Raw genomic sequence first — 19768 nt, 5'->3', positions numbered from 1 at the left:
GAAGTTTTCAGTAAACAGATTTAAAAGATTCCTGTATTGGGACAATGGAAGGGGTAAAAAAGTAAAAGGAGGAGATTTATGTATAAGAGTAAAAGGAACCTGGCGGCTATAGCGATTATGCTTGGTGTTCTGATGGGGGTAAGCGGCTGCAAGAGCAGTGCACCGGCACCGGAATCAAAGGCAGAGAATGCAGAGAGTGCGGCGGGGAGCACAAAAGCGGCAGAAGCGGCTGCAGGAATTAGCGACATCAATATTGCAACCCAGGCAGTAGGAACTTCTTATTATGCTATGGGAACTGGAATTGCGAAGATCATTACTGAAAACACGCCTATTCAGGCAACCATTCTGCCTTATGCAGGACCGGATGCCTGGATGCCGGAGTTTGCAGATGGAACTGTTGGGTTAGAGGTTATCTCAGCCATGGATATGTACTGGGCCTATACAGGAACGGTAAATTATTCGGAGTCAGTATCAGATACAAGGCTTCTGATCAGCGGAAACTGGTCAGAGCATTGTACACTAACGGTTCTTGAAGATTCCGGGATCAATAAGATCGAAGATCTGAAGGGAAAGAAAGTGGGATATGAGTATGGAGGCAATAAGCTAACTGTAAATCTGATCGATGCAGCGCTGGCAACAGTAGGAATGACCATTGATGACTGTGTGGCAGTGCCACTTGCGGATCTCTCGTCTGCACAGAGAGCTCTTCAGGAGCACCGTGTGGATTGTATTTTTTCAGGCTCAACGACAACTCCTTCATCTGTTCAGCTGGACGAGACTGTGGGCATCAAGACATTGGCGATCGGCGATCTGACCCCGGCAGATCTGGAGAATGGAGTTCCGGAAGAAGTCCAGGCGGCTCTTGATAAATTTGTTCCCGGCGCGGTGCCAAAGGTTTGTAAGGTAAAGGGAACTCTGAAAGAAGATACGGTTCTGACAACCTATCCTATTCAGATGGGCGTTTCCGCAAAAATCAGTGAGGATGATGTCTATACGATCATGAAGGCCATCTATGAAAACTATGAAACTCTGGCAGATGTCCATGCATGGGGAGCAGAGTGGATTCCGGAAAATTATGTGCAGAAGGATTTTAGGGTACCATATCATGACGGTGCGGTGAAATTCTACAAGGAAGCTGGCTTATGGACAGAAGAGGCAGAGGCCTGCCAGAAGGCTCTATTAGGTAAGTAGGAATCCTGGCGAAAGGAGGTACAGACGTGAACGAAGTGTTTGAAAGATTACGCAAGATTTTATTTCCCATATATGCGGTGACCGGGATCATGATCATAATTGATGTGCCGGCATATTTAAAGATTTCTATCTATACAGAGCAGTATCTCGGTATTTATCTGACAATGATTCTGTCAGGCACATTTTTGAGCACGCCATGGAGAAAGAACGCAGATTTTAATGCGGTCGATCTGATTTTAGCGGTTTTATGTATTCCGGCCGGCTTGTATCTGACGGTGAAATACCCGTGGATCGCTATGAACATGGGAACAGTTACAATGTGGAGAACCATATGGGGAGGAATTGCCATCCTTCTGATTTTGGAAGGCCTGCGAAGATCCATGGGATATTCTCTTGTGATCGTCTGCTCCGTTTTTCTACTTTATGCAAAATTCGGCTCTTATCTTCCGGGAATCTTGCATTGCCGCAGCTTTACGTTAGGAAAATTGATCAGTTACATTTATATTGATCCAAACAGCTTGCTTTATATGCTCAGCTTTGGCTGTACGGTAGGCATTGCGTTCATTGTGTTCGGGCAGGTCCTTTTGAATTATGGAGGCGGAAAAGCATTCATTAATTTTGCCCTGCTCTTTTGCGGAAAAGCGCAAGGGGGAAGTGCAAAGACCGCAGTAGTCGCTTCCAGCCTGGTAGGAACCATTACCGGTGCGCCTATGTCAAATGTACTGCTTACAGGAAGTGTTACGATCCCGATGATGAAAGAGGCAGGCTATCCTCCTGAAACAGCAGGAGCCGTAGAGGCGGTGGCCTCCTCCGGCGGTCAGATCATGCCGCCTGTTATGGGCGTTGCGGCGTTTATTATCGCAGAAACCCTTGGTGTTGCCTATTCACAGGTAGCATTGGCAGCGCTTATCCCGGCAGTGTTATTCTATTTTGCCACGTTTGTGCAGGTACATATGGATGCCGGAAAACTGAAATTAAAACTGATTCCAAAGGATCAGCTTCCGACTCCTCGGTATGCTTGGGAAAATGGCTGGTTTATTATTCCGCCTATTGCAGTGCTGTTAGTATGCATGTTTAATCTGGGGCTTCCTGCAGCCTTATCTGCCATTATTGCAAGCGCGGTAGCCCTGCCATTTGTACTGGCAAAAGAGGAAAACAGGAAAACGTATTTTAAGCAGTTATTAGAAACACTCCGGGAAACAGGCGATATGATGGTAGGTATCGGTATCGTAATGGCTATGGCAGGAATCGTTGTGGGCTGTATTAACGCAACTGGGCTGGCATTCAGCTTGAGCCTTGCTCTTACACAGCTGGGTGCGAACCATGTACTGCTCCTGCTTGTCTGCGCGGCAGTTGCATCCCTGATCCTGGGAATGGGAATGCCGTCGGTAGCAGCGTACTCACTGGTTGCTATCCTGGTTGCTCCATCTCTGATCCAGTTTGGTATACCTGCTATGGCAGCCCATTTATTTGTATTTTATTTCTCTGTAATTTCCAATATCACTCCACCTGTGGCGGTGTCCTGCTTCGCAGCAGCGCCCCTGGCAGGAGCGAATCCGACGAAAGTCGGAACAACAGCTTTTAGGCTGGCGATCGCAGCCTATATTGTTCCGTTTGCATTCTGCTTCACCCCGGAGCTGATCATGATTGGAACAGTTCCAAACATTATCATATCCTTTGTGCTTTGCCTTGCAGCTATTTTTGCAATCTGTATTGCGTTGTCCGGTTACTGGCAGTATCCCGTATCCATGTTAAGACGGATTTTAATGGTAGTGTTTGCGGCAGTCATTCTCTGGCCTACAAATATTATCATCAATCTGGTGGGAGCAGCGCTGCTGATCGTACTGCTGCTTCCAGATATAAAGGCATCTTTTGCTAAAAATTTCGGAAATAAAGAGATCGTTAAAGAGGGTAAATGAAAGGATTATTAAAAAAAATGACAGGAGGAATTTCGTTATGGCATATGATACACAGTATGATGTAATTGTCTGCGGAGGAGGTACATCGGGAGTCGCGGCAGCTATTGCTTCCGCCAGAACAGGTGCTAAGACATTATTAGTAGAAAGGACCGGTACCTTAGGAGGACAGATGAACCTGTCCGGACCGCCAGGATTTGCCTATGCCAGGCTGTTTAATCCACAGGGAAAGAGAGATGTGGGCGGTATTGTGGAAGAGACCTATCAGAGGCTTCTGAAGGCAGGGCATGCACTGCCCCATCTCAGATATCCATACCGCGAAAAAGCGGGATTTACATTTTCCTATATTGATCCGGAGTGGTGGACGATCCTGATGTTTGAGATGATGGAGGAGGAGGGCGTAGAGCTCCTTCTGGATACATTGGTAGTAGGCGTGACAAAGGATGGAAATACTGCAACAGGAATCGTGGTGGAAAATGCCAATGGAAGAAATGAACTGAAAGGTTCTATTATCATTGATTGTACAGGAGAAGGATATGTGGCAGCCCACGCAGGCTGTGAGATGGACTGTGTAAGCCGCGATGAGATACAGCCGCACACCCTTGCATTTACGGCAGATGGTGTGGATTGGGACAGGCTTCTTACCTATGTGCGGGAACATCCGGATCAGTTCCAGTACAAACAACTGATGAATCCATATACGGATAATACTCATGAAGCGGTTATGCAGGTGTATAGCAAGTGTCATGATATCAGGGAGCTGGGAGAAGTAATGGGATTCTACGAGCTTCGCGATATGGCTATGAAGAATGGGGACTGGCATCCATATTCTGGTGTTGGCTTCTTCATCGTACCGAGAGAGGACGGTCATATTCAGGCCCATTTCCAGCATTCCTCCCAGTGGGATCACTCTCTTCCTACAGATGCCTGGGATTTGACGCGATGCATGATCGAATGCCGCAAGCAAAATCTGATCGCGTGGCGTTTCTTTAAGAACTATGTGCCCGGATTTGAGCATGCTTATATCACAAAGGTATGCACGGAGCTTCGTTTAAGAGAAGGCCCCAGGATCGTAGGCGATTATATTCTTACCAGAGAAGATGTTGCAGAATGCAGGCAGTTTGAGGATACCATTGGGAAGAGCTCATTTAAGGCAGGAGGATATCATGTTTCCAATGTGAATACCTTAAATGTAAACCAGGATGATCCGAGGATGTCATGGCCAAAGGATGGAGGTTCTTATGATATTCCTTACCGCTGCCTGGTTCCAAAAACGGTGGATAATCTCCTTGCTGCAGGAAAGTGTGTCTCCACAGACCGCCCGGCATATCTGAGATACCTGCATCAGACCATGGTGACAGGACAGGCAGCAGGTACTGCAGCCGGACTCTGCATAAAAAAGGGTATTACACCGAGAGAATTGGAAAAAGATGTAAAAGAACTTCAGAAGCTTTTGCTGGATCAGGGAGCAGTTCTGTTTGAGTGTCCGGTAAAGTAACAAGTAAGAGTTAAAAAAAGCGGCAGTTATAAGGGAAGAATTCACTTAGGCTGCCGCTTTTGAATATACAGATATCTTCATTTTAAGTAAGGAGAAGAGAATGGGAAATGGAGTAAGAGATTTAAGATCCGCCTTAAAGCTGCTGGAAGGCATGCCGGGACAGCTGATAGAAACAGCTGTCCCTGTCAGGGCAGAGGCAGAGCTGGCAGGTGTATACCGTTATGTGGGAGCGGGAGGAACAGTAAAAAGGCCTACAACAGTTGATGGGCCTGCGATGATGTTTCATCGGATCGAAGGTATGCCGGGAGCGAGGGTTCTGATCGGCCTTTTAGCCAGCAGGAAAAGGGTTGCAGCCTTTTTTGACTGTACGGAGTTAGAGTTGCCTAAAAGGATCTATGAGTGTGTAAACAATCCGATCCCCCCCGTAGTGGTACAGGGGCCGGCAGAGTGCCAGGAGATGGTATACCGGGTGGAGGAACCAGGATTTGACCTGCGTAAGCTGGTTCCTGCTCCCACGAATACACCTATTGACGCAGGACCATTTATTACAATGGGAATGTGTTATGCGACCCATCCGGATACAGGCGTCAGCGATGTGACAATCCATCGGATCTGTTTACAGGGAAAAGATAAAATGTCCATCTTTTTGATGCCGGGATCAAGACATATTGGGGCCATGGCAGACAGGGCTTCTGAATTGAACCAGCCCTTGCCGATCTCTATTTCAATCGGTGTGGATCCGGCAATCGAGATCCTGTCTTGCTTTGAACCGCCTACGACTCCCCTTGGCTTTAATGAGCTATCCATTGCCGGGGCCTTAAGAGGGGAAGCTGTGAAACTAGTTCCCTGCGTGTCCATTAAGGAAAATGCCATTGCCAATGCAGAGTATGTGATCGAAGGAGTGATCACACCAGGAGTAATGATCTCGGAAGACCAGTACAGCCATACCGGATATGCCATGCCGGAGTTTCCGGGATATAACGGACCGGCCAGCAGTGAGTGCCGGCAGATAGAGGTAAAAGCTGTGACGATGCGAAAACATCCGATCATGCAGACATGTATAGGGCCATCAGAGGAGCATGTTAATATGGCTGGGCTTCCAACAGAGGCCAGCATATATGGAATGATTGAAAAGGCAATGCCGGGACGCCTTACAGGTATTTATGCTCATCGTTCAGGTGGGGGAAAGTACATGGCGGTTCTACAGTTTAGAAAGAGGGATCATACGGATGAAGGAAGGCAGAGGCAGGCGGCGCTGCTGGCGTTTTCCGCCTTTCCGGAGCTGAAGCATATTATCCTGGTTGATGAGGATGTGGATATTTTTGATACAAATGATGTTTTGTGGGCTATGAATACCAGATTTCAGGGAGATAAGGACATTATAACCATTCCTGGAGTACGGTGTCATCCTCTGGATCCGTCCAGTAGTCCGGATTATTCGGAAAGTATTTGGGAAAAGGGCATATCCTGTAAAACCATCTTTGACTGTACTGTCCCCTTTGCACTAAAAGACCGCTTTAAGAGAGCGCCCTTTATGGAAGTGGATCCCAATAAATGGGTCCAGGAGAGAAAAGAATGAAAAAGATAGTGGTTGGGATTAGCGGGGCATCAGGAATCCCGCTGGCTATCCGCCTTCTCACTGTACTTCGGACAGTAAATGAGGCAGAGACTCATCTTGTGATGACAAGAGGTGCAGAGCTGACAGCCAGGGAGGAAACCAGGCTGTCATTAGAGGAGATTCGGGCGCTGGCGGATGTATACCATGAGCGGGACCGCATTGGTGCATCCATAGCCAGCGGAAGCTTCCGATCCGATGGAATGATCGTTGTGCCATGCAGCATGAAAACTCTGGCGGGGATCGCCTGCGGCTATTCGGACAATCTTCTTCTCCGGGCGGCAGATGTGATGCTGAAGGAACGGAGAAAGTTGATCCTTGTAGTCAGGGAGACTCCTATAAGTGCTATTCACCTGCGGAATATGCTTACATTGACGGAGATGGGAGCTGTGATCCTCCCGCCGGTGATGACATACTACCACAGTCCACATACCATTGAGGATATGGAACAGCAGGTAGTCGGAAAAATGCTGGATATGCTGGGAATAAAGAATGAGTGTTACCATCGGTGGAATGGAAACGGATGTGAGTAGGAATGATCTTTTTAGCAAGAAGGGATAATGTGGAGCTGGAGGCGGTAGTGCAGCTGTTAGGTGAAGACTGGCTGATCGCAGTCACCGGAGGCGACAGGCCTCATATTGGTGCAGCAGCCATAGGGATTCCGCACCAGGGAATGGAATGTACGGTATCAGGTAAATCTACGGCTTCCGTGTTTAATATTCCGGGACACAGAGACGGCATGGTTGCAGAATACTTCGCAAAACAGATAAGCGCGGAAGTTCAGAGAAATGTTGTAGCTGTGTGCGGGATACATTTTAACGAGTTTTCTGTGGAGAAGAAAGAGCTGGTACTGGAATTATCAAGGAATTTGTGTAAAGATATCATTATGTATATGAATAACAGGTAGGAAATACCGTCTGCATTTGGCAAGTTTTCATTCCAAAATGAAGACGCGCAGTGAACAGGCTGCAAAAAAGGGAGTGTGTGAAGAAAAGGACCTGTTGACAAACTAAAGAAAAATGACCTCCTGTATGGTATAATTATTATATCAATTGTGGGAGGTCATTTTTATGATGGGAAAACAGAACGAACAAATCCAGATGGTAATTCTGGATATAGATTCTATGATTCCACAGGATCATCTTCTGAGACAGATTAAAGAGGAAGTGTTGAGGAAACTGCCAGATCGAAAGGGTTACATCTTTACTAGAGATGGAGAACGACTCAGGGAAAGGCAAGTCAATTATGTACTTGAGAAATATGCAGAGAGAATCGGAGCACCTACAAAGAGCAGTCATAAACTCCGTAAGACCTATGCTAGTAGATTGGATGCTGCTGGAGTACCTCTTGATGCAATTCGTCAGGATTTAGGACATAAACATTTGTCTACTACATTGACTTACTTGTTTAATTCAAATTCTGATGAACAAACTTATAAGCTGAAAGCACAAGCAATTTAGTTGTAGTACACTGTAGTACAAAAGTACAAAATGAAAAAGCGGAGAACCCTGATAAAATCAAGGTTCTCCACTATTCAACGAGAGCGCGAGACGGGATTCGAACCCGCGGCCCCCACCTTGGCAAGGTGGTGCTCCACCCCTGAGCCACTCGCGCATATTACAAAGCAGGTGATGGGAATCGAACCCACGTATCTAGCTTGGAAGGCTAGTGTTCTACCATTGAACTACACCTGCGTTTCACCGGGTATTTCCGGCAGTGCCCAAAGTCGGAATCGAACCAACGACACGAGGATTTTCAGTCCTCTGCTCTACCAACTGAGCTATCTGGGCATCTGTCTTGAAGAAGAAACTTCCTCATCAACGACAACGGTCATATTTTACCTGGTTTTCAGGAAAATGTCAATATGTTTTTCGAAAATTTTTTGTTTTTTCAATTATACGTATTCCTTCCGGCCGCTGGCATCGGAGATGCCCTCCTCCTCCCTGTATTTTGCAACTGTGCGGCGGGAAATGGATATGCCCTTTTCCGCCAGCTTTTCGCTGAGCATGCGGTCGCTGAAGGGCTTTTTTTTGTCCTCCTCCTTAATAATAGCCTTTAGAGCCTCCTTTACATGGGCAGATGTCATGGACCGGGTGTCGGAGGAGCCGGAGGAGCTCTTTCTGGAGGCAACCTCTCTGGAAAAGAAAAAGTTCATGGGATATACGCCCCAGGAGCACTGTAAATATTTCTTGCTGACAGCACGGCTGACGGTGGACTCGTGGACGCCCAGCATGTCGGCAATATCAACCAGGCGGAGGGGAACCAGATGGCTGGGACCATAGGCAAAGAAGGCCTCCTGCCGCTCCAAAATGGCCTTTGATACCTCCATCATTGTCTTGCTCCTCTGGGAGATGCACTGCTTGATCCATTCTGCCTGGCGTATCTTTGTGTCAAGATAGTCCTTTAATTCCGGGGAATCGGGATTCTGATTCATCTGGCGGTAATAGCTGTTCACCTCAATACCAGGATACATGGATTCATTTAACAGGATATCGAAATGCTCCTTAAATTTCACAATGGTGACATCGGGAATGATGTAGCGGAGCTGGTCCCTGCTGCTGAAGGATACGCCGGGTTTGGGATTTAGGGATTTGATGATCTGGCAGTAGCCTGCGGCCTCCGCAGGGGATAAGCGCAGCTTCCTTGCAATGGCCGGTATCTGATTTTTGGCTACCAGTTCAAGGCAGCTGTCAATGATCGCCTCCAGCTTTGGCGTCAGCATTTCGCGGCGGGCAAGCTGCAGCTTTAAGCACTCCTCCAGATTGCGGGCACAGACACCTGCCGGATCCAGATTCTGCAGATCCTCAAGCAGGTCCAGGATAAGGCTTTCCTCGGCGCCTGTGGAGGCAGCGATATCCGCAGTGGATTCGCTGAGATAGCCCTTGCTGTCAAGACATTCCAGCATATATTTGAGTATTCCGGCCTCCTGCTCGGAAAAGGCCTCTGTGATGAGCTGGGACCACAGATAGTCCTGGAGAGTTTCACCGGTGTCCGTGTCAATATTCCAGCTGTTTTTAAAGTCATAATCATCGTCATTGTTCTGGCGCTGGTAGAGGTAATAGGTCTCCTCCCTGAAGGAATTGAGCCACTGCTGCTGTTCGATGGATTCCTGCTGTTCACTGCCGGAGGCGGGCTCTACCATGTCGATCACCGGATTTTCCAGGGCCAATTCACTGATATATGTATTAAGCTCCTGAGAGGTCATTTGCAATATTTCGGCAGACTGTATCATGCGCTGTGACAGTACCTGTGACTGTTTCATCTGCAATTTTAAATCCATAATGAGTTCCCTCTTTCTTTGGTATCCTTTGTATCTGCACTGATACAATTATAGCACAGGAGACGGCATGAGACAATAGCTGTAAACCGGGTCCAAGCACCCCAAAACCTTTCGCAGACGCCCTTTTCATAAAAATATCCGGCCGTGATATCTGCTGTGATAATACGGCCGGACGCAAGTAAGATCAGATTGGTTTTAATTTGTCAGGAAGCCCTTTCCGATGATCTCACTGGAGTTGGAGATCAGCATAAATGCAGTTGGCTCCACACCGCGTATGTAATTGCGCAGCTTCAGTGCCTGGCTCCGCTTCATGGTAGTCATGATGACGGTCTTGTCATGGTGGCTGAATGCACCCTGGGCGCGGTAGATCGTGGCGCTGCGGTGCAGTGTATTGATAATGTAATCGCAGATCGGATCCGGGTCATCGCAGATGATATTAAAGCATTTGCACAGATTAATGCTCTCGATCACATTGTCGATCACCAGAGATTTTGCGGCAAGACCGATGGTGGAGAAAAGTCCTGTCTCAGGTCCAAAAATAAAGAAGGAGGAGGCCACTGCGGCCACATCCACCAGCATCAGCACGGTTCCGATATTCAGGCTGGTGTGCTTCTTCAGGATCATGGCGATGATATCCGTTCCGCCGCTGGATGCGCCGATATTGAACAGGATCGCTGTTCCGACAGCAGGGAGGAAAATGGCAAACATAAGCTCCAATAAAGGCTCAGTTGTCAGCGGCCGGCTTAAGGGACAGAGACGCTCCAGAAGAGAGAGGCTGATGGACATCACCATAGTGGCATACACTGTCCGAAGCCCGAAGTCCCTGCCCAGGAACAGAAATCCCAGAACAAGCAGTAACGTATTCACAATGGAGGTAAAATCACTGGCAGACCAATGGGTGATCTCACTGACAACAGTGGAAAAACCTGTGATCCCTCCAAATGCAAAATGATTGGGAAATTTAAAAAAGTAAATCCCGATTACCATGATCCAGATGCTAATTGTTATGATGCCGTATTCGGCGGCAATCCGCCAAAACGGGTTCTTGATTTCTCTCATAATCCCTGCCTTCCGCCAGGAAGGTTTACCCCCTTTGTGACCCCTTTGTCACTGTTATAGAATTGTTAATTTTGTATATTCTCATCATAAGCAAAATCAGCCACAAGTGCAATCACCTTTTTTACTGAAACTGCTACAAGGAAAAAGCTGTGGCAGAAAAATATACCTTGTTCCCACAAAATATATGTTTTATAATCATATAGAAAAAAATAGTAACAGGCGGGGGATCTTCTTGCCCGGCTAGGCCGGACAAGAAGCATCGGATGTCCATCCGATGTGGAAATCTATGAAAAAATGGCCTTACAAGCAAGCTTGACGGCTATTTTTTCATAGATTTCCCCGCCGTCTGAGCTATTACAAAAAATACGCATCAGAGGAGAAATCGATACAACACATGGATAGGGATGAAAGAAAGGAATGGGCAGACAGCCTTGGGATTCCGGGACTCGCCGTATGTCTGCTTCAGATAGAGAATGATTTTAAGGAGGAGGCCTACAGCCTTTCTGCGCTGCAGGAGCGTTTCCGGGCCTTTGAAAAGCCGGGAATGGACAGGGAGGATATCCTGAGGGCCCTGATCAGGGCAGCTGCGGAGCTTACCTCAAAGGAGGCGCCCAAATGGGAGATGATCGCTGCCAGGCTGCTGTACCTGGAATTTCAGACAGAGCTCAAAGCGCGCCTTCATGACCTGGGGATCTTGGGATTTTATGAGAAGCTTCAGTATCTCACGGAGAAGGGCCTCTACGGCTCCTATATCCTGGAGCATTACACCAGAGAGGAGATCGAGGAGGCGGCAGGTTTTATAGATGAAAGCCGCTGCCGGCTGTTCACCTATGCTGGTCTGGATCTGTTATTAAAACGGTATATCATCTGCGATCACAGCCATAAGGGCTTAGAAACGCCCCAGGAGATGTTCTTAGGGATCGCCCTCCATTTGGCTATGAGGGAAGATAGGAAAGGGCGGATGAAGTGGGTTGGCCGTTTTTACGACATGCTGAGCAAAATGCAGGTGACAATGGCTACACCGACCCTGTCCAATGCCAGAAAGCCCTACCACCAGCTTTCCAGCTGCTTTATCGATACGGTGCCTGACAGCCTGGAGGGAATCTACAGGAGCATTGACAGCTTTGCAAAGGTCAGCAAGTTTGGCGGCGGCATGGGGCTTTATTTTGGTAAGGTGAGAGCTACGGGAAGCAGTATAAGGGGCTTTGAGGGAGCAGCAGGAGGTGTGATCCGGTGGATCAGGCTGGTAAATGACACTGCAGTGGCAGTGGACCAGCTGGGAATGCGCCAGGGGGCCGCAGCCGTTTATCTGGATGCCTGGCACCGTGATCTGCCGGAATTTCTCCAGCTTCGGACGAACAATGGGGATGACAGGATGAAGGCCCACGACATTTTCCCGGCAGTGTGCTATCCGGATCTGTTCTGGCGGATGGCGAAGGAGGACCTAAACCAGGACTGGGCTCTTATGTGCCCTCATGAGATCATGGAGGCAAAGGGCTGGTGCCTGGAGGATTTCTATGGAGAAGAGTGGGAAAGGCGGTACAGGGAATGCCTGGAGGATGACAGGATCGGGAAGCGCCTGGTGCTGTTAAAGGATATTGTGAGGCTGATACTGAAGTCTGCGGTGGAGACAGGCACACCCTTCGCCTTTAACAGGGATACGGTCAACAGGGCGAATCCCAACAGCCATAAAGGAATGATATACTGCTCCAATCTGTGCACGGAGATCGCCCAGAATATGGCGCCTGTGGAAACCGTAAGCACTGAGGTCCGGACAGAGGATGGGGATACGGTGGTGGTAAACACCACACGGCCCGGAGAGTTTGTTGTGTGTAATCTGGCAAGTCTGTGCCTGGGAAATATTGATGTGACGGACAGGCAGGAGATCGAGGATGTCACAGCCTCTGCGGTCCGTGCCCTGGACAATGTGATCGACTTAAATTTCTATCCCCTGCCCTATGCGAAGATCACCAACCACAGGTACAGAAGCATTGGCCTGGGAGTCAGCGGCTACCATCATATGCTGGCAAAGCATGGGATCAAATGGGAGAGCGAGGCGCACCTTGATTTTGCGGACAAGGTGTTTGAATCCATCAATTTTGCCGCTGTCAAGGCCAGCAGCAATTTGGCGGCAGAGAAGGGCAGCTACGCCTTTTTTGAGGGCAGCAAATGGCAGACCGGGGAGTATTTTGCGGAGCGCGGATATGACACTCCGGAGTGGAAGGAGCTGGCCCGGACAGTGGCACGTCAGGGTATGAGAAATGCCTACCTGATCGCAGTGGCCCCCACCAGCAGCACAAGCATCCTGTCGGGCACCACAGCGGGTCTGGATCCTGTGATGAAGCGCTTTTATCTGGAGGAGAAGAAGCACGCCATCCTGCCGAGAGTAGCACCGGAGCTGACGGCAAAGACCTTCTGGCTTTATAAGAGCGGCTATACCATTGATCAGGATTATACTGTCAGGGCAGCCGGAGTCCGCCAGCGCCACATTGACCAGGCCCAGAGCGTGAACCTGTATATTACGAACGAATACACGATGCGCCAGCTTCTGGGGCTTTATATCAAGGCCTGGGAGTGCGGAGTTAAGACACTCTATTATGTGCGGAGCAAATCCCTGGAGGTAGAGGAGTGCGAGAGCTGCTCCAGCTGAAGGGAGAGAGGCGGAGTAAGCGCTGGGGCCAAGCTGTTATGGGGCTGCGAAAGAAGCGCAGAGGAACAGAATTTGAGGAAGGATTTTATAAAGTAAGATGAGTATATTACATGCAAAACCACTATTTAACCCCATGGGGGATACGGATAAGAACCACCGCCGCATGATCGGCGGCAATACGACCAATCTGAATGATTTCAACAACATGAAATATCCCTGGGTCAGCAGCTGGTACCGCCAGGCCATGAACAACTTCTGGATCCCTGAGGAGATCAACCTGAATACGGATGTGAAGGATTATCCGCTGCTGCCGCAGCCGGAGAGGGAGGCCTATGACAAGATCTTAAGCTTTCTGGTATTCTTAGATTCCATCCAGACAGCCAACCTGCCCTGTATCGGCCAGTACATAACGGCCAATGAGGTCAACCTGTGCCTTACGATCCAGGGCTTCCAGGAGGCAGTACACAGTCAGAGCTACAGCTATATGCTGGATTCCATATGCAGCCCTGTGGAGCGCGACAATATCCTGTACCAGTGGAAGGAGGATGAGCATCTTCTGCGCCGCAACACCTTTATCGGCGACCTTTACAATGAGTTTCAGGTGAAAAAGGATGATGTGACCCTGCTGCGCGTCATGATGGCAAATTATATTCTGGAGGGCATCTATTTCTACAGCGGCTTCATGTTCTTCTATAACCTGGGAAGGAATGGAAAAATGCCTGGCAGCGTTCAGGAGATACGTTATATCAACCGTGATGAGAACACCCACCTGTGGCTGTTCCGCAGCATGATAGCGGAGCTGAAAAGGGAGGAGCCGCAGCTCTTTACAGAGGAAAATGTAGAAATGCTGAAGGCCATGCTCATGGAGGGCGTGAGGCAGGAGATCGCCTGGGGACATTATGTGATCGGAGACAATGTCCAGGGTCTTACAAAGGATATGGTAACAGCCTATATCAAGTACCTGGGAAACCTGCGGTGGATGGGACTGGGCTTTGAGGCTATCTATGAGGGCTTTACGGAGGAGCCGGAGTCCATGGCATGGGTGAACCAGTATTCCAACGCCAATATGGTAAAAACGGATTTTTTTGAGGCAAAGAGTACGGCTTACGCAAAGAGCGCGGCCATTTTGGACGATCTGTAAGTATGTTGGCAGGCCGGTGCAGCGGGACTGCTATGATAATCAATAGAGGAGATATGGAACAAAAATGGGAAAAATTGAGAACATGCGGGAGGTTATGGATATGTTCTATGAGCCTGGAAAAGAGGCATTCCGGCTGGCAGAAAAGCTGGTTTCTATTGACAGCTCCGATCCGGGAGAATATGAGGGAAAGATCGGTGACTGGATCTATCACTGGCTGGAGCAATGTATCAAGGAAGATGGGGGCAGCGTAGCAGGGGACATCCTGCTGACGCGCAGGGAGGTCCTGCCGGGACGGTTTAATGTTATGGCCCGGATACCGGGAGAGGATGAAACCGGCAGGGCCGGAAAATGTGACAGCACAGGCAGGCAGCCAGGCCTTATCTACATCTGTCATATGGACACGGTGATGCTGGGAGACGGATGGAACGAGGATACGCCTCCTCTGGGAGCAGTGGTAAAGGATGGCCGCATGTACGGCCGCGGAGCCTGTGACATGAAATCGGGACTGGCCTGTGCTCTGGAAGCATTTGCAGAGATGGTAAGGGAGGCCGGAAGGCGGGAGAGGCTTCCAAAAAGATCCTTTTCCTTTATCGGGACCGTGGATGAAGAGGATTTTATGAGGGGCGTGGAGGATGCCATTGCCCAGGGATGGGTGGGAAGGGAGGACTGGATCCTGGACACAGAGCCCACAGACGGGCGGATACAGGCAGCCCACAAGGGACGCACCTGGTTTGAACTGACAATAAAGGGAGTGACCGCCCATGCCAGCAACCCATGGAAGGGAGCAGATGCCATTGCGGCCATGGCGGAGGCGGTGAGTTCCATAAGAAGAGCGGTAAAGGAGTGTCCGTCCCACGAGGACATGGGGATATCTACCGTGACCTTTGGCCAGATAACAGGAGGCTGCCGCCCCTATGTGGTGCCGGATTCCTGTACGGTTTGGATCGATATGCGCCTTGTGCCGCCTACGGATTCAAAGGCCGCGAGAGCTATTGTGGAGGAGGCCGTAAGGAAGGCACAGGCAGAGGTGCCGGGGATCACAGGAAGCTATATTGTGACAGGAGACCGTCCCTATGTGGAAAAGGACAGCCGGTCCCCGCTTCTTCAATGCCTGAAGGCTGTCTGCGATGAGGTGACGGGAGAGGATACCGGGGTGAGCCCATTTAACGGCTATACGGATACTGCTGTGATCGCCGGAAAGCTGGGGAACAGAAACTGCATGTCCTATGGTCCCGGAAGTCTTGAGCTGGCGCATAAGCCCAATGAATATGTGCCATATGAGGATGTGTGCCGTGTGAGAAGGGTGCTGGGCACTCTGGCCCATCGGTGTCTTTGGGAATAAGGTTGTGAAAAAACGTATTCCTTCGTACAAATTGTCGCATAATGGACAGAATTTACTTTGCCTTTTCCCACTATGTATGGTATGATGAAGCCAGTTGATACAACAAAAGGAGAACAAAGATGAAAAAAACAGCATTAGTGATCATGGCAGCCGGAATCGGCAGCCGTTTTGGCGGAGGAATCAAGCAGCTGGCGCCTGTGGGCCCTGGCGGTGAGATCATTATGGACTACTCCATTCACGATGCAATGGAGGCCGGATTTGACAAGGTCATATTCATTATCAGAAAGGACCTGGAAAAGGATTTTAAGGAGATCATCGGCAACCGGATCGAGAAGCTGATCCCTGTGGAATATGCCTATCAGGAGATCGGCAATCTTCCGGAGGGCTATGAGGTGACACCAGGACGCACGAAGCCCTGGGGAACAGGCCAGGCCGTGCTGACCATCAAGGGAATGGTGGACTGCCCCTTCCTTGTGATCAATGCAGATGATTATTACGGAAAGGAGGGCTTTTGCCGTATCCATGATTACATGGTAAATGAGATGGATGAGTCCTCTGATATTTATGATATCTGCATGGGCGGCTTTGTGCTTGCCAATACCTTGAGCGAGAACGGGGCTGTTACCCGCGGTGTGTGTCAGGTAGAGGAAGGCGGCATTTTAAAGACCGTGACAGAGACCTATGATATCCGTATGACAAAGGAGGGCTTAAAGGCAGCGGATGACAAGGGCAATCCTGTGGCCGTAGACCCGAACCAGCATGTATCCATGAACATGTGGGGGCTGCCTGCCAGCTTCTTAGATGAGCTGGAGGCAGGCTTTCCGAAGTTCCTGGACGGCATCAAGCCGGGGGATATCAAGGCAGAGTACCTTCTGCCGCAGATCATCGATAATCTGGTACAGTCGGGAAAGGCAAAAGTGCGCGTCCTCGACACACCGGATAAATGGTTTGGCGTTACATATAAGGAGGATAAGCAGGCTGTGGTGGATGCCATCCGCGGTCTGGTGGATGCAGGGGTGTATAAGGAAAAGCTGTTCGGCTGATATATCATTGATAGTTTGTGCATAAAAGAGTGTGCGTAGATTTTGCCGGTCTGCGCACATTTTTTTATGCACAAAATTGGCATGAAATTTGCTCTTTAATAGAGTATAAAAATAAGAAAACCGACTGCGCAGGGAGAAGCTTATTTAAGAAAAAATGAAAGGGGAATTACAATGAAATCAATTATAGTGGCGTGTGCCAGCGGGATAGCAACCTCCGGCATGGTGGCAAATAAGCTCAGCGGCATGCTGGCAGACAGAGGGTACGGCTCTAAGGCGAGAGTAGATTCGGCGGATATTAAAAATCTGGATGCGCTGATCAACAGCTACGATATTTACATCACTCTTACACCTATAGTCGCATCAGGATATGATATCCCTACCTTCAGCGGGATACCGTTTCTGACCGGTGTGGGAGCGGAGGAAATACTGGAACAGATTATTGAGCTGCTGTAAAGGGAGGTAGGAACGAAATGCAAATGATATCTGAGATTATCCAGCCTATCCTGGATATGGGGGCTACTGTATTTTTACCGATTATATTTTTTGTGATAGGTATGATCGTGAGAATGAAACCGGGACGTGCGGCTTCTGCGGGCATTACCATCGGCGTGGCATTTACGGGAATTTCCATGGTGATGAATTTCCTGACCTCCAACGTGGGAACTGCAGCCCAGGCCTTTGTCAAAAACAGCGGTTTTCAGCTTCCGGCCCTTGATATGGGCTGGGCGGCCATGCTGGGCTTTACATGGCAGTGGAAATATGCATTTTTGATGTTTCCGATCCAGATTGGCATTAACTTTGTAATGCTTTTGATGAACTGGACCAACACATTAAATCTGGATATGTGGCAGGTTGTTAATAAGATTTTTACCGCTTATATTGTAACAGTTATAAGCAATAACCCTGTGTTAGGCTTTGCTGTTGCTTCCGTTCAGGTGGTACTGGAGCTTAAAAATGGAGATGTGATCAAACGTCAGATCCAGGAGATAACGGGTGTTCCGGGGGTCACGATTTCCCATCCCATGCTGTTAAGCAATGTTATCATCTATCCCTTCAGCCTTTTGCTGAACAAGCTGATTCCCACAACAAAAAAGGTTGATGCAGCTGCATTAAGAGCTAAGATCGGATTTTTTGGCGAGACAAATGTAATTGGATTGATTATCGGCACCGGGATCGGCATTTTCGGAGGGTACTCGATTGCTGCGGCGCTTTTGGTGGGAATCCAGGCCGCGACGGCCCTTACCCTGTTCCCAATGGTGACAAAGCTGTTTTTGACGGCCCTGACGCCGATCAGTGACGCTACAAATAAGTTTATCAGGAAGCATTTTCCAGGAAGGGAAATCGTTGTGGGCCTGGATTGGCCTCTGATTGCCGGAAATCCGGAGCTGTGGGTAGTGGCTATTCTCACGATCCCTGTGATCGTAGGTATGTCATTGATACTTCCGGGAAATATTGTACTTCCTCTGGCTTCCCTGACGGCTACGAGCTGCTTTGTGCCCTCCTTTATTATCTACAGAGGAGATATCGTGAAGATGTTAATTACGAACATTGCGGCAGTGCCTCTGTTTTTGTGGATATCTTCTTATTTTGCCCCCATTTTTACGGAGCTGGCTAATTCCATCGGCGGTGTAGAGGGCCTGGCAGAGGGGCAGATGATGACTCAGTACGGCATGAATTTATCGGTAATCCGCTGGATCGTGTGCGAAGCGATCCAAAAGCATCCAGTAGGCATTGGACTTTTTGCAGTGCTGATCGTGCTGGGATATTTCTACTTTAAGGAAATGATGCGCAGGGAGAATGAGGCAGAGGCGCGGCTGCAGAAATAATAACTAGATGGATAAGGAGAATGTGATGTTAGAAGAGATCAAAAGTCAGGTATTAGAGCAGGCACTGCAGGCAGAAAAAAGCGGACTGTGTTATCCTACCAGCGGTAATTTCAGTATGATCGATGAGGAGAGAAGGCTTGTGGCGATCACCCCAAAGGGAAAGGTGCGCAGCACCTTGAAACCGGAGGACATCGTTTTAATTGATATGGAGGGCAATGTGGTTGAGGCGCCGGAAGGCTTTGTCCCTTCCTCGGAAAAGAATCTTCATTTGGCTATTTATAAGGCCAGAAAGGATCTGGTAGCGGTTGCCCATACGCACGCTCCCTATTGCAGCGTATTTGCGGCCCTCAATCTTCCGGTGGAGCCGGTGCTTCCTGAGGCAAACCGCTTCGACTGCCGTTGCCCGCTGGCTCCCTATGCGACACCGGGATCACAGCAGCTGGCAGACAATGTGGTGGAAACCCTGGGAACCCATGGAGTGGCAGTGATCATGGGACAGCATGGAATGCTGGCAGCTTCCAGAAGGGATATGCATGATGCCTATATCAAGGCCTTGTATGTTGAGGATGTGGCAAGGACCTATTACCGCATGGCGGTTCTGGTTGGTTTAGAAAATGTAAAGCATATGTCATTGGAGGAGTATGATGAGATGATGATTGCTTTAGGGAAAAAGGAGTATTGAGCAAAGCCATGGATATGATATTAGAAGAAATGTTTTCTTCGGAGCTGATCCTGCCGGACATAAAAGCGCAAAGCTGGCAGGAAATTCTTGAAAAGGCAGGAGATTATCTCTTTGAGAAGGGCTATGTAAAGGACAGCTTTAAGGACGCCCTGATCCAGAGGGAATATAAATATCCTACAGGGCTTCCCACAAACGGGGTGAGGGTAGCCCTTCCGCATACGGATGTGGTCCATGTGAAGAAGCCGGGGATTTTGTTTATGAACCTGGATCAGCCGGTGGCCTTTAAGGAAATGGGAAACGGGGAGAGAGACGTGATGGTGGACATGGTATTTGTGATTGCCGTGCATCACACGGAAAAAGAGGTGGAGGTATTGAGGAGCCTGATGGCGTTTTTTACAGATGAGGATAGTTTGAAACGCTTAAAAGCCTGTGGGGAAAAGAGTGAAATGTGCGACTTTTTTGACAAATTTTTAAAAAGCAAAGTATAATTACCATTAAAGAACGGTGGATTCATAGGGGACAGGG

The 19768-nt window shown here is 48.9% G+C and carries 17 protein-coding genes and 3 tRNA genes; 15 read left to right on the top strand and 5 right to left on the bottom strand.

The annotated features are described in order from the left end of the window. Positions 1-78: 78 nt before the first annotated feature. From LIZ87_RS15730 to LIZ87_RS15700, 7 genes are all read left to right on the top strand, one after another. Positions 79-1191 carry a TAXI family TRAP transporter solute-binding subunit gene (locus LIZ87_RS15730; protein WP_227148332.1) on the top strand — a complete coding sequence of 371 codons (1113 nt, stop codon included), beginning with the start codon at positions 79-81 and terminating at the stop codon, positions 1189-1191. 26 nt (positions 1192-1217) lie between these two features. After that, positions 1218-3110 (top strand): TRAP transporter permease, encoded by a 1893-nt coding sequence (locus tag LIZ87_RS15725; protein WP_227148330.1) that lies wholly within the window; start codon positions 1218-1220, stop codon positions 3108-3110. 37 nt (positions 3111-3147) lie between these two features. Further along, a complete protein-coding gene (locus LIZ87_RS15720; RefSeq protein WP_227148328.1) occupies positions 3148-4605 on the top strand; it encodes an FAD-dependent oxidoreductase in 1458 nt (485 codons plus the stop codon). A gap of 100 nt (positions 4606-4705) precedes the next feature. Then, positions 4706-6184: a UbiD family decarboxylase gene (locus tag LIZ87_RS15715; protein WP_227148326.1), complete on the top strand. Its 1479-nt coding sequence runs from the start codon at positions 4706-4708 to the stop codon at positions 6182-6184. Next, a complete protein-coding gene (locus tag LIZ87_RS15710) occupies positions 6181-6753 on the top strand; it encodes a UbiX family flavin prenyltransferase (RefSeq protein WP_227148324.1) in 573 nt (190 codons plus the stop codon). Before LIZ87_RS15715 ends, LIZ87_RS15710 begins: the two co-directional genes overlap by 4 nt. 2 nt (positions 6754-6755) lie before the next feature. After that, positions 6756-7127: a prenylated flavin chaperone LpdD gene (locus tag LIZ87_RS15705; protein ID WP_227148322.1), complete on the top strand. Its 372-nt coding sequence runs from the start codon at positions 6756-6758 to the stop codon at positions 7125-7127. Positions 7128-7290: 163 nt separating this feature from the next. After that, entirely contained in the window at positions 7291-7680 is a 390-nt protein-coding gene (locus LIZ87_RS15700) for a site-specific integrase (protein WP_178315816.1), read from the top strand. A gap of 82 nt (positions 7681-7762) precedes the next feature. Here LIZ87_RS15700 and LIZ87_RS15695 read toward each other — a convergent pair. The 5 genes from LIZ87_RS15695 to LIZ87_RS15675 form a co-directional block, all read right to left on the bottom strand. Next, positions 7763-7834, bottom strand: a tRNA-Gly gene (locus LIZ87_RS15695). Positions 7835-7843: 9 nt separating this feature from the next. After that, positions 7844-7914 (bottom strand) — tRNA-Gly (locus tag LIZ87_RS15690). Positions 7915-7937: 23 nt separating this feature from the next. Further along, positions 7938-8010 (bottom strand) — tRNA-Phe (locus tag LIZ87_RS15685). 104 nt (positions 8011-8114) lie between these two features. After that, positions 8115-9500 (bottom strand): RNA polymerase factor sigma-54, encoded by a 1386-nt coding sequence (rpoN, locus tag LIZ87_RS15680; protein WP_227148320.1) that lies wholly within the window; start codon positions 9498-9500, stop codon positions 8115-8117. Between the two features lie 195 nt (positions 9501-9695). Then, on the bottom strand, positions 9696-10559 hold the full coding sequence (locus LIZ87_RS15675; protein WP_178315820.1) for a YitT family protein: 864 nt from the start codon (positions 10557-10559) through the stop codon (positions 9696-9698). A 394-nt stretch (positions 10560-10953) separates the two neighbouring features. Between LIZ87_RS15675 and LIZ87_RS15670 the strand changes: the two genes are divergently transcribed. From LIZ87_RS15670 to LIZ87_RS15635, 8 genes are all read left to right on the top strand, one after another. Next, on the top strand, positions 10954-13209 hold the full coding sequence (locus LIZ87_RS15670) for a ribonucleoside-diphosphate reductase subunit alpha (protein WP_178317113.1): 2256 nt from the start codon (positions 10954-10956) through the stop codon (positions 13207-13209). A 97-nt stretch (positions 13210-13306) separates the two neighbouring features. Beyond that, positions 13307-14350 carry a ribonucleotide-diphosphate reductase subunit beta gene (locus LIZ87_RS15665; RefSeq protein ID WP_178317114.1) on the top strand — a complete coding sequence of 348 codons (1044 nt, stop codon included), beginning with the start codon at positions 13307-13309 and terminating at the stop codon, positions 14348-14350. A 64-nt stretch (positions 14351-14414) separates the two neighbouring features. Next, positions 14415-15692 (top strand): M20 family metallopeptidase, encoded by a 1278-nt coding sequence (locus LIZ87_RS15660; RefSeq protein ID WP_330664643.1) that lies wholly within the window; start codon positions 14415-14417, stop codon positions 15690-15692. 119 nt (positions 15693-15811) lie between these two features. Continuing rightward, positions 15812-16735 carry a sugar phosphate nucleotidyltransferase gene (locus LIZ87_RS15655; RefSeq protein WP_227148319.1) on the top strand — a complete coding sequence of 308 codons (924 nt, stop codon included), beginning with the start codon at positions 15812-15814 and terminating at the stop codon, positions 16733-16735. A gap of 171 nt (positions 16736-16906) precedes the next feature. After that, positions 16907-17188 carry a PTS sugar transporter subunit IIB gene (locus tag LIZ87_RS15650; RefSeq protein WP_227148318.1) on the top strand — a complete coding sequence of 94 codons (282 nt, stop codon included), beginning with the start codon at positions 16907-16909 and terminating at the stop codon, positions 17186-17188. Between the two features lie 17 nt (positions 17189-17205). Beyond that, positions 17206-18561, top strand: coding sequence for a PTS galactitol transporter subunit IIC (locus LIZ87_RS15645; protein WP_227148317.1), 1356 nt, complete (start codon positions 17206-17208; stop codon positions 18559-18561). Between the two features lie 7 nt (positions 18562-18568). Beyond that, a complete protein-coding gene (locus tag LIZ87_RS15640) occupies positions 18569-19243 on the top strand; it encodes a class II aldolase/adducin family protein (RefSeq protein WP_227148316.1) in 675 nt (224 codons plus the stop codon). An 8-nt stretch (positions 19244-19251) separates the two neighbouring features. After that, positions 19252-19731 carry a PTS sugar transporter subunit IIA gene (locus LIZ87_RS15635; protein WP_178313236.1) on the top strand — a complete coding sequence of 160 codons (480 nt, stop codon included), beginning with the start codon at positions 19252-19254 and terminating at the stop codon, positions 19729-19731. Positions 19732-19768 lie beyond the last annotated feature (37 nt).

It is taken from the genome of Lacrimispora sp. 210928-DFI.3.58 (assembly GCF_020554865.1).
GTDB lineage: Bacteria > Bacillota > Clostridia > Lachnospirales > Lachnospiraceae > Enterocloster.
This window is presented reverse-complemented; position numbering and strand designations above follow the sequence as displayed.

Bases quoted from the DNA above. Each gene is read 5' to 3' on its own strand.
- LIZ87_RS15645 (WP_227148317.1), top strand. From the start codon at position 17,206: ATGCAAATGATATCTGAGATTATCCAGCCTATCCTGGATATGGGGGCT.
- LIZ87_RS15670 (WP_178317113.1), top strand. From the start codon at position 10,954: ATGGATAGGGATGAAAGAAAGGAATGGGCAGACAGCCTTGGGATTCCG.
- LIZ87_RS15710 (WP_227148324.1), top strand. From the start codon at position 6,181: ATGAAAAAGATAGTGGTTGGGATTAGCGGGGCATCAGGAATCCCGCTG.
- LIZ87_RS15665 (WP_178317114.1), top strand. From the start codon at position 13,307: ATGAGTATATTACATGCAAAACCACTATTTAACCCCATGGGGGATACG.
- LIZ87_RS15705 (WP_227148322.1), top strand. From the start codon at position 6,756: ATGATCTTTTTAGCAAGAAGGGATAATGTGGAGCTGGAGGCGGTAGTG.
- LIZ87_RS15655 (WP_227148319.1), top strand. From the start codon at position 15,812: ATGAAAAAAACAGCATTAGTGATCATGGCAGCCGGAATCGGCAGCCGT.
- LIZ87_RS15700 (WP_178315816.1), top strand. From the start codon at position 7,291: ATGATGGGAAAACAGAACGAACAAATCCAGATGGTAATTCTGGATATA.
- LIZ87_RS15650 (WP_227148318.1), top strand. From the start codon at position 16,907: ATGAAATCAATTATAGTGGCGTGTGCCAGCGGGATAGCAACCTCCGGC.
- LIZ87_RS15675 (WP_178315820.1), bottom strand. From the start codon at position 10,559: ATGAGAGAAATCAAGAACCCGTTTTGGCGGATTGCCGCCGAATACGGC.
- LIZ87_RS15720 (WP_227148328.1), top strand. From the start codon at position 3,148: ATGGCATATGATACACAGTATGATGTAATTGTCTGCGGAGGAGGTACA.
- LIZ87_RS15660 (WP_330664643.1), top strand. From the start codon at position 14,415: ATGGGAAAAATTGAGAACATGCGGGAGGTTATGGATATGTTCTATGAG.
- LIZ87_RS15730 (WP_227148332.1), top strand. From the start codon at position 79: ATGTATAAGAGTAAAAGGAACCTGGCGGCTATAGCGATTATGCTTGGT.
- rpoN (WP_227148320.1), bottom strand. From the start codon at position 9,500: ATGGATTTAAAATTGCAGATGAAACAGTCACAGGTACTGTCACAGCGC.
- LIZ87_RS15715 (WP_227148326.1), top strand. From the start codon at position 4,706: ATGGGAAATGGAGTAAGAGATTTAAGATCCGCCTTAAAGCTGCTGGAA.
- LIZ87_RS15635 (WP_178313236.1), top strand. From the start codon at position 19,252: ATGGATATGATATTAGAAGAAATGTTTTCTTCGGAGCTGATCCTGCCG.
- LIZ87_RS15640 (WP_227148316.1), top strand. From the start codon at position 18,569: ATGGATAAGGAGAATGTGATGTTAGAAGAGATCAAAAGTCAGGTATTA.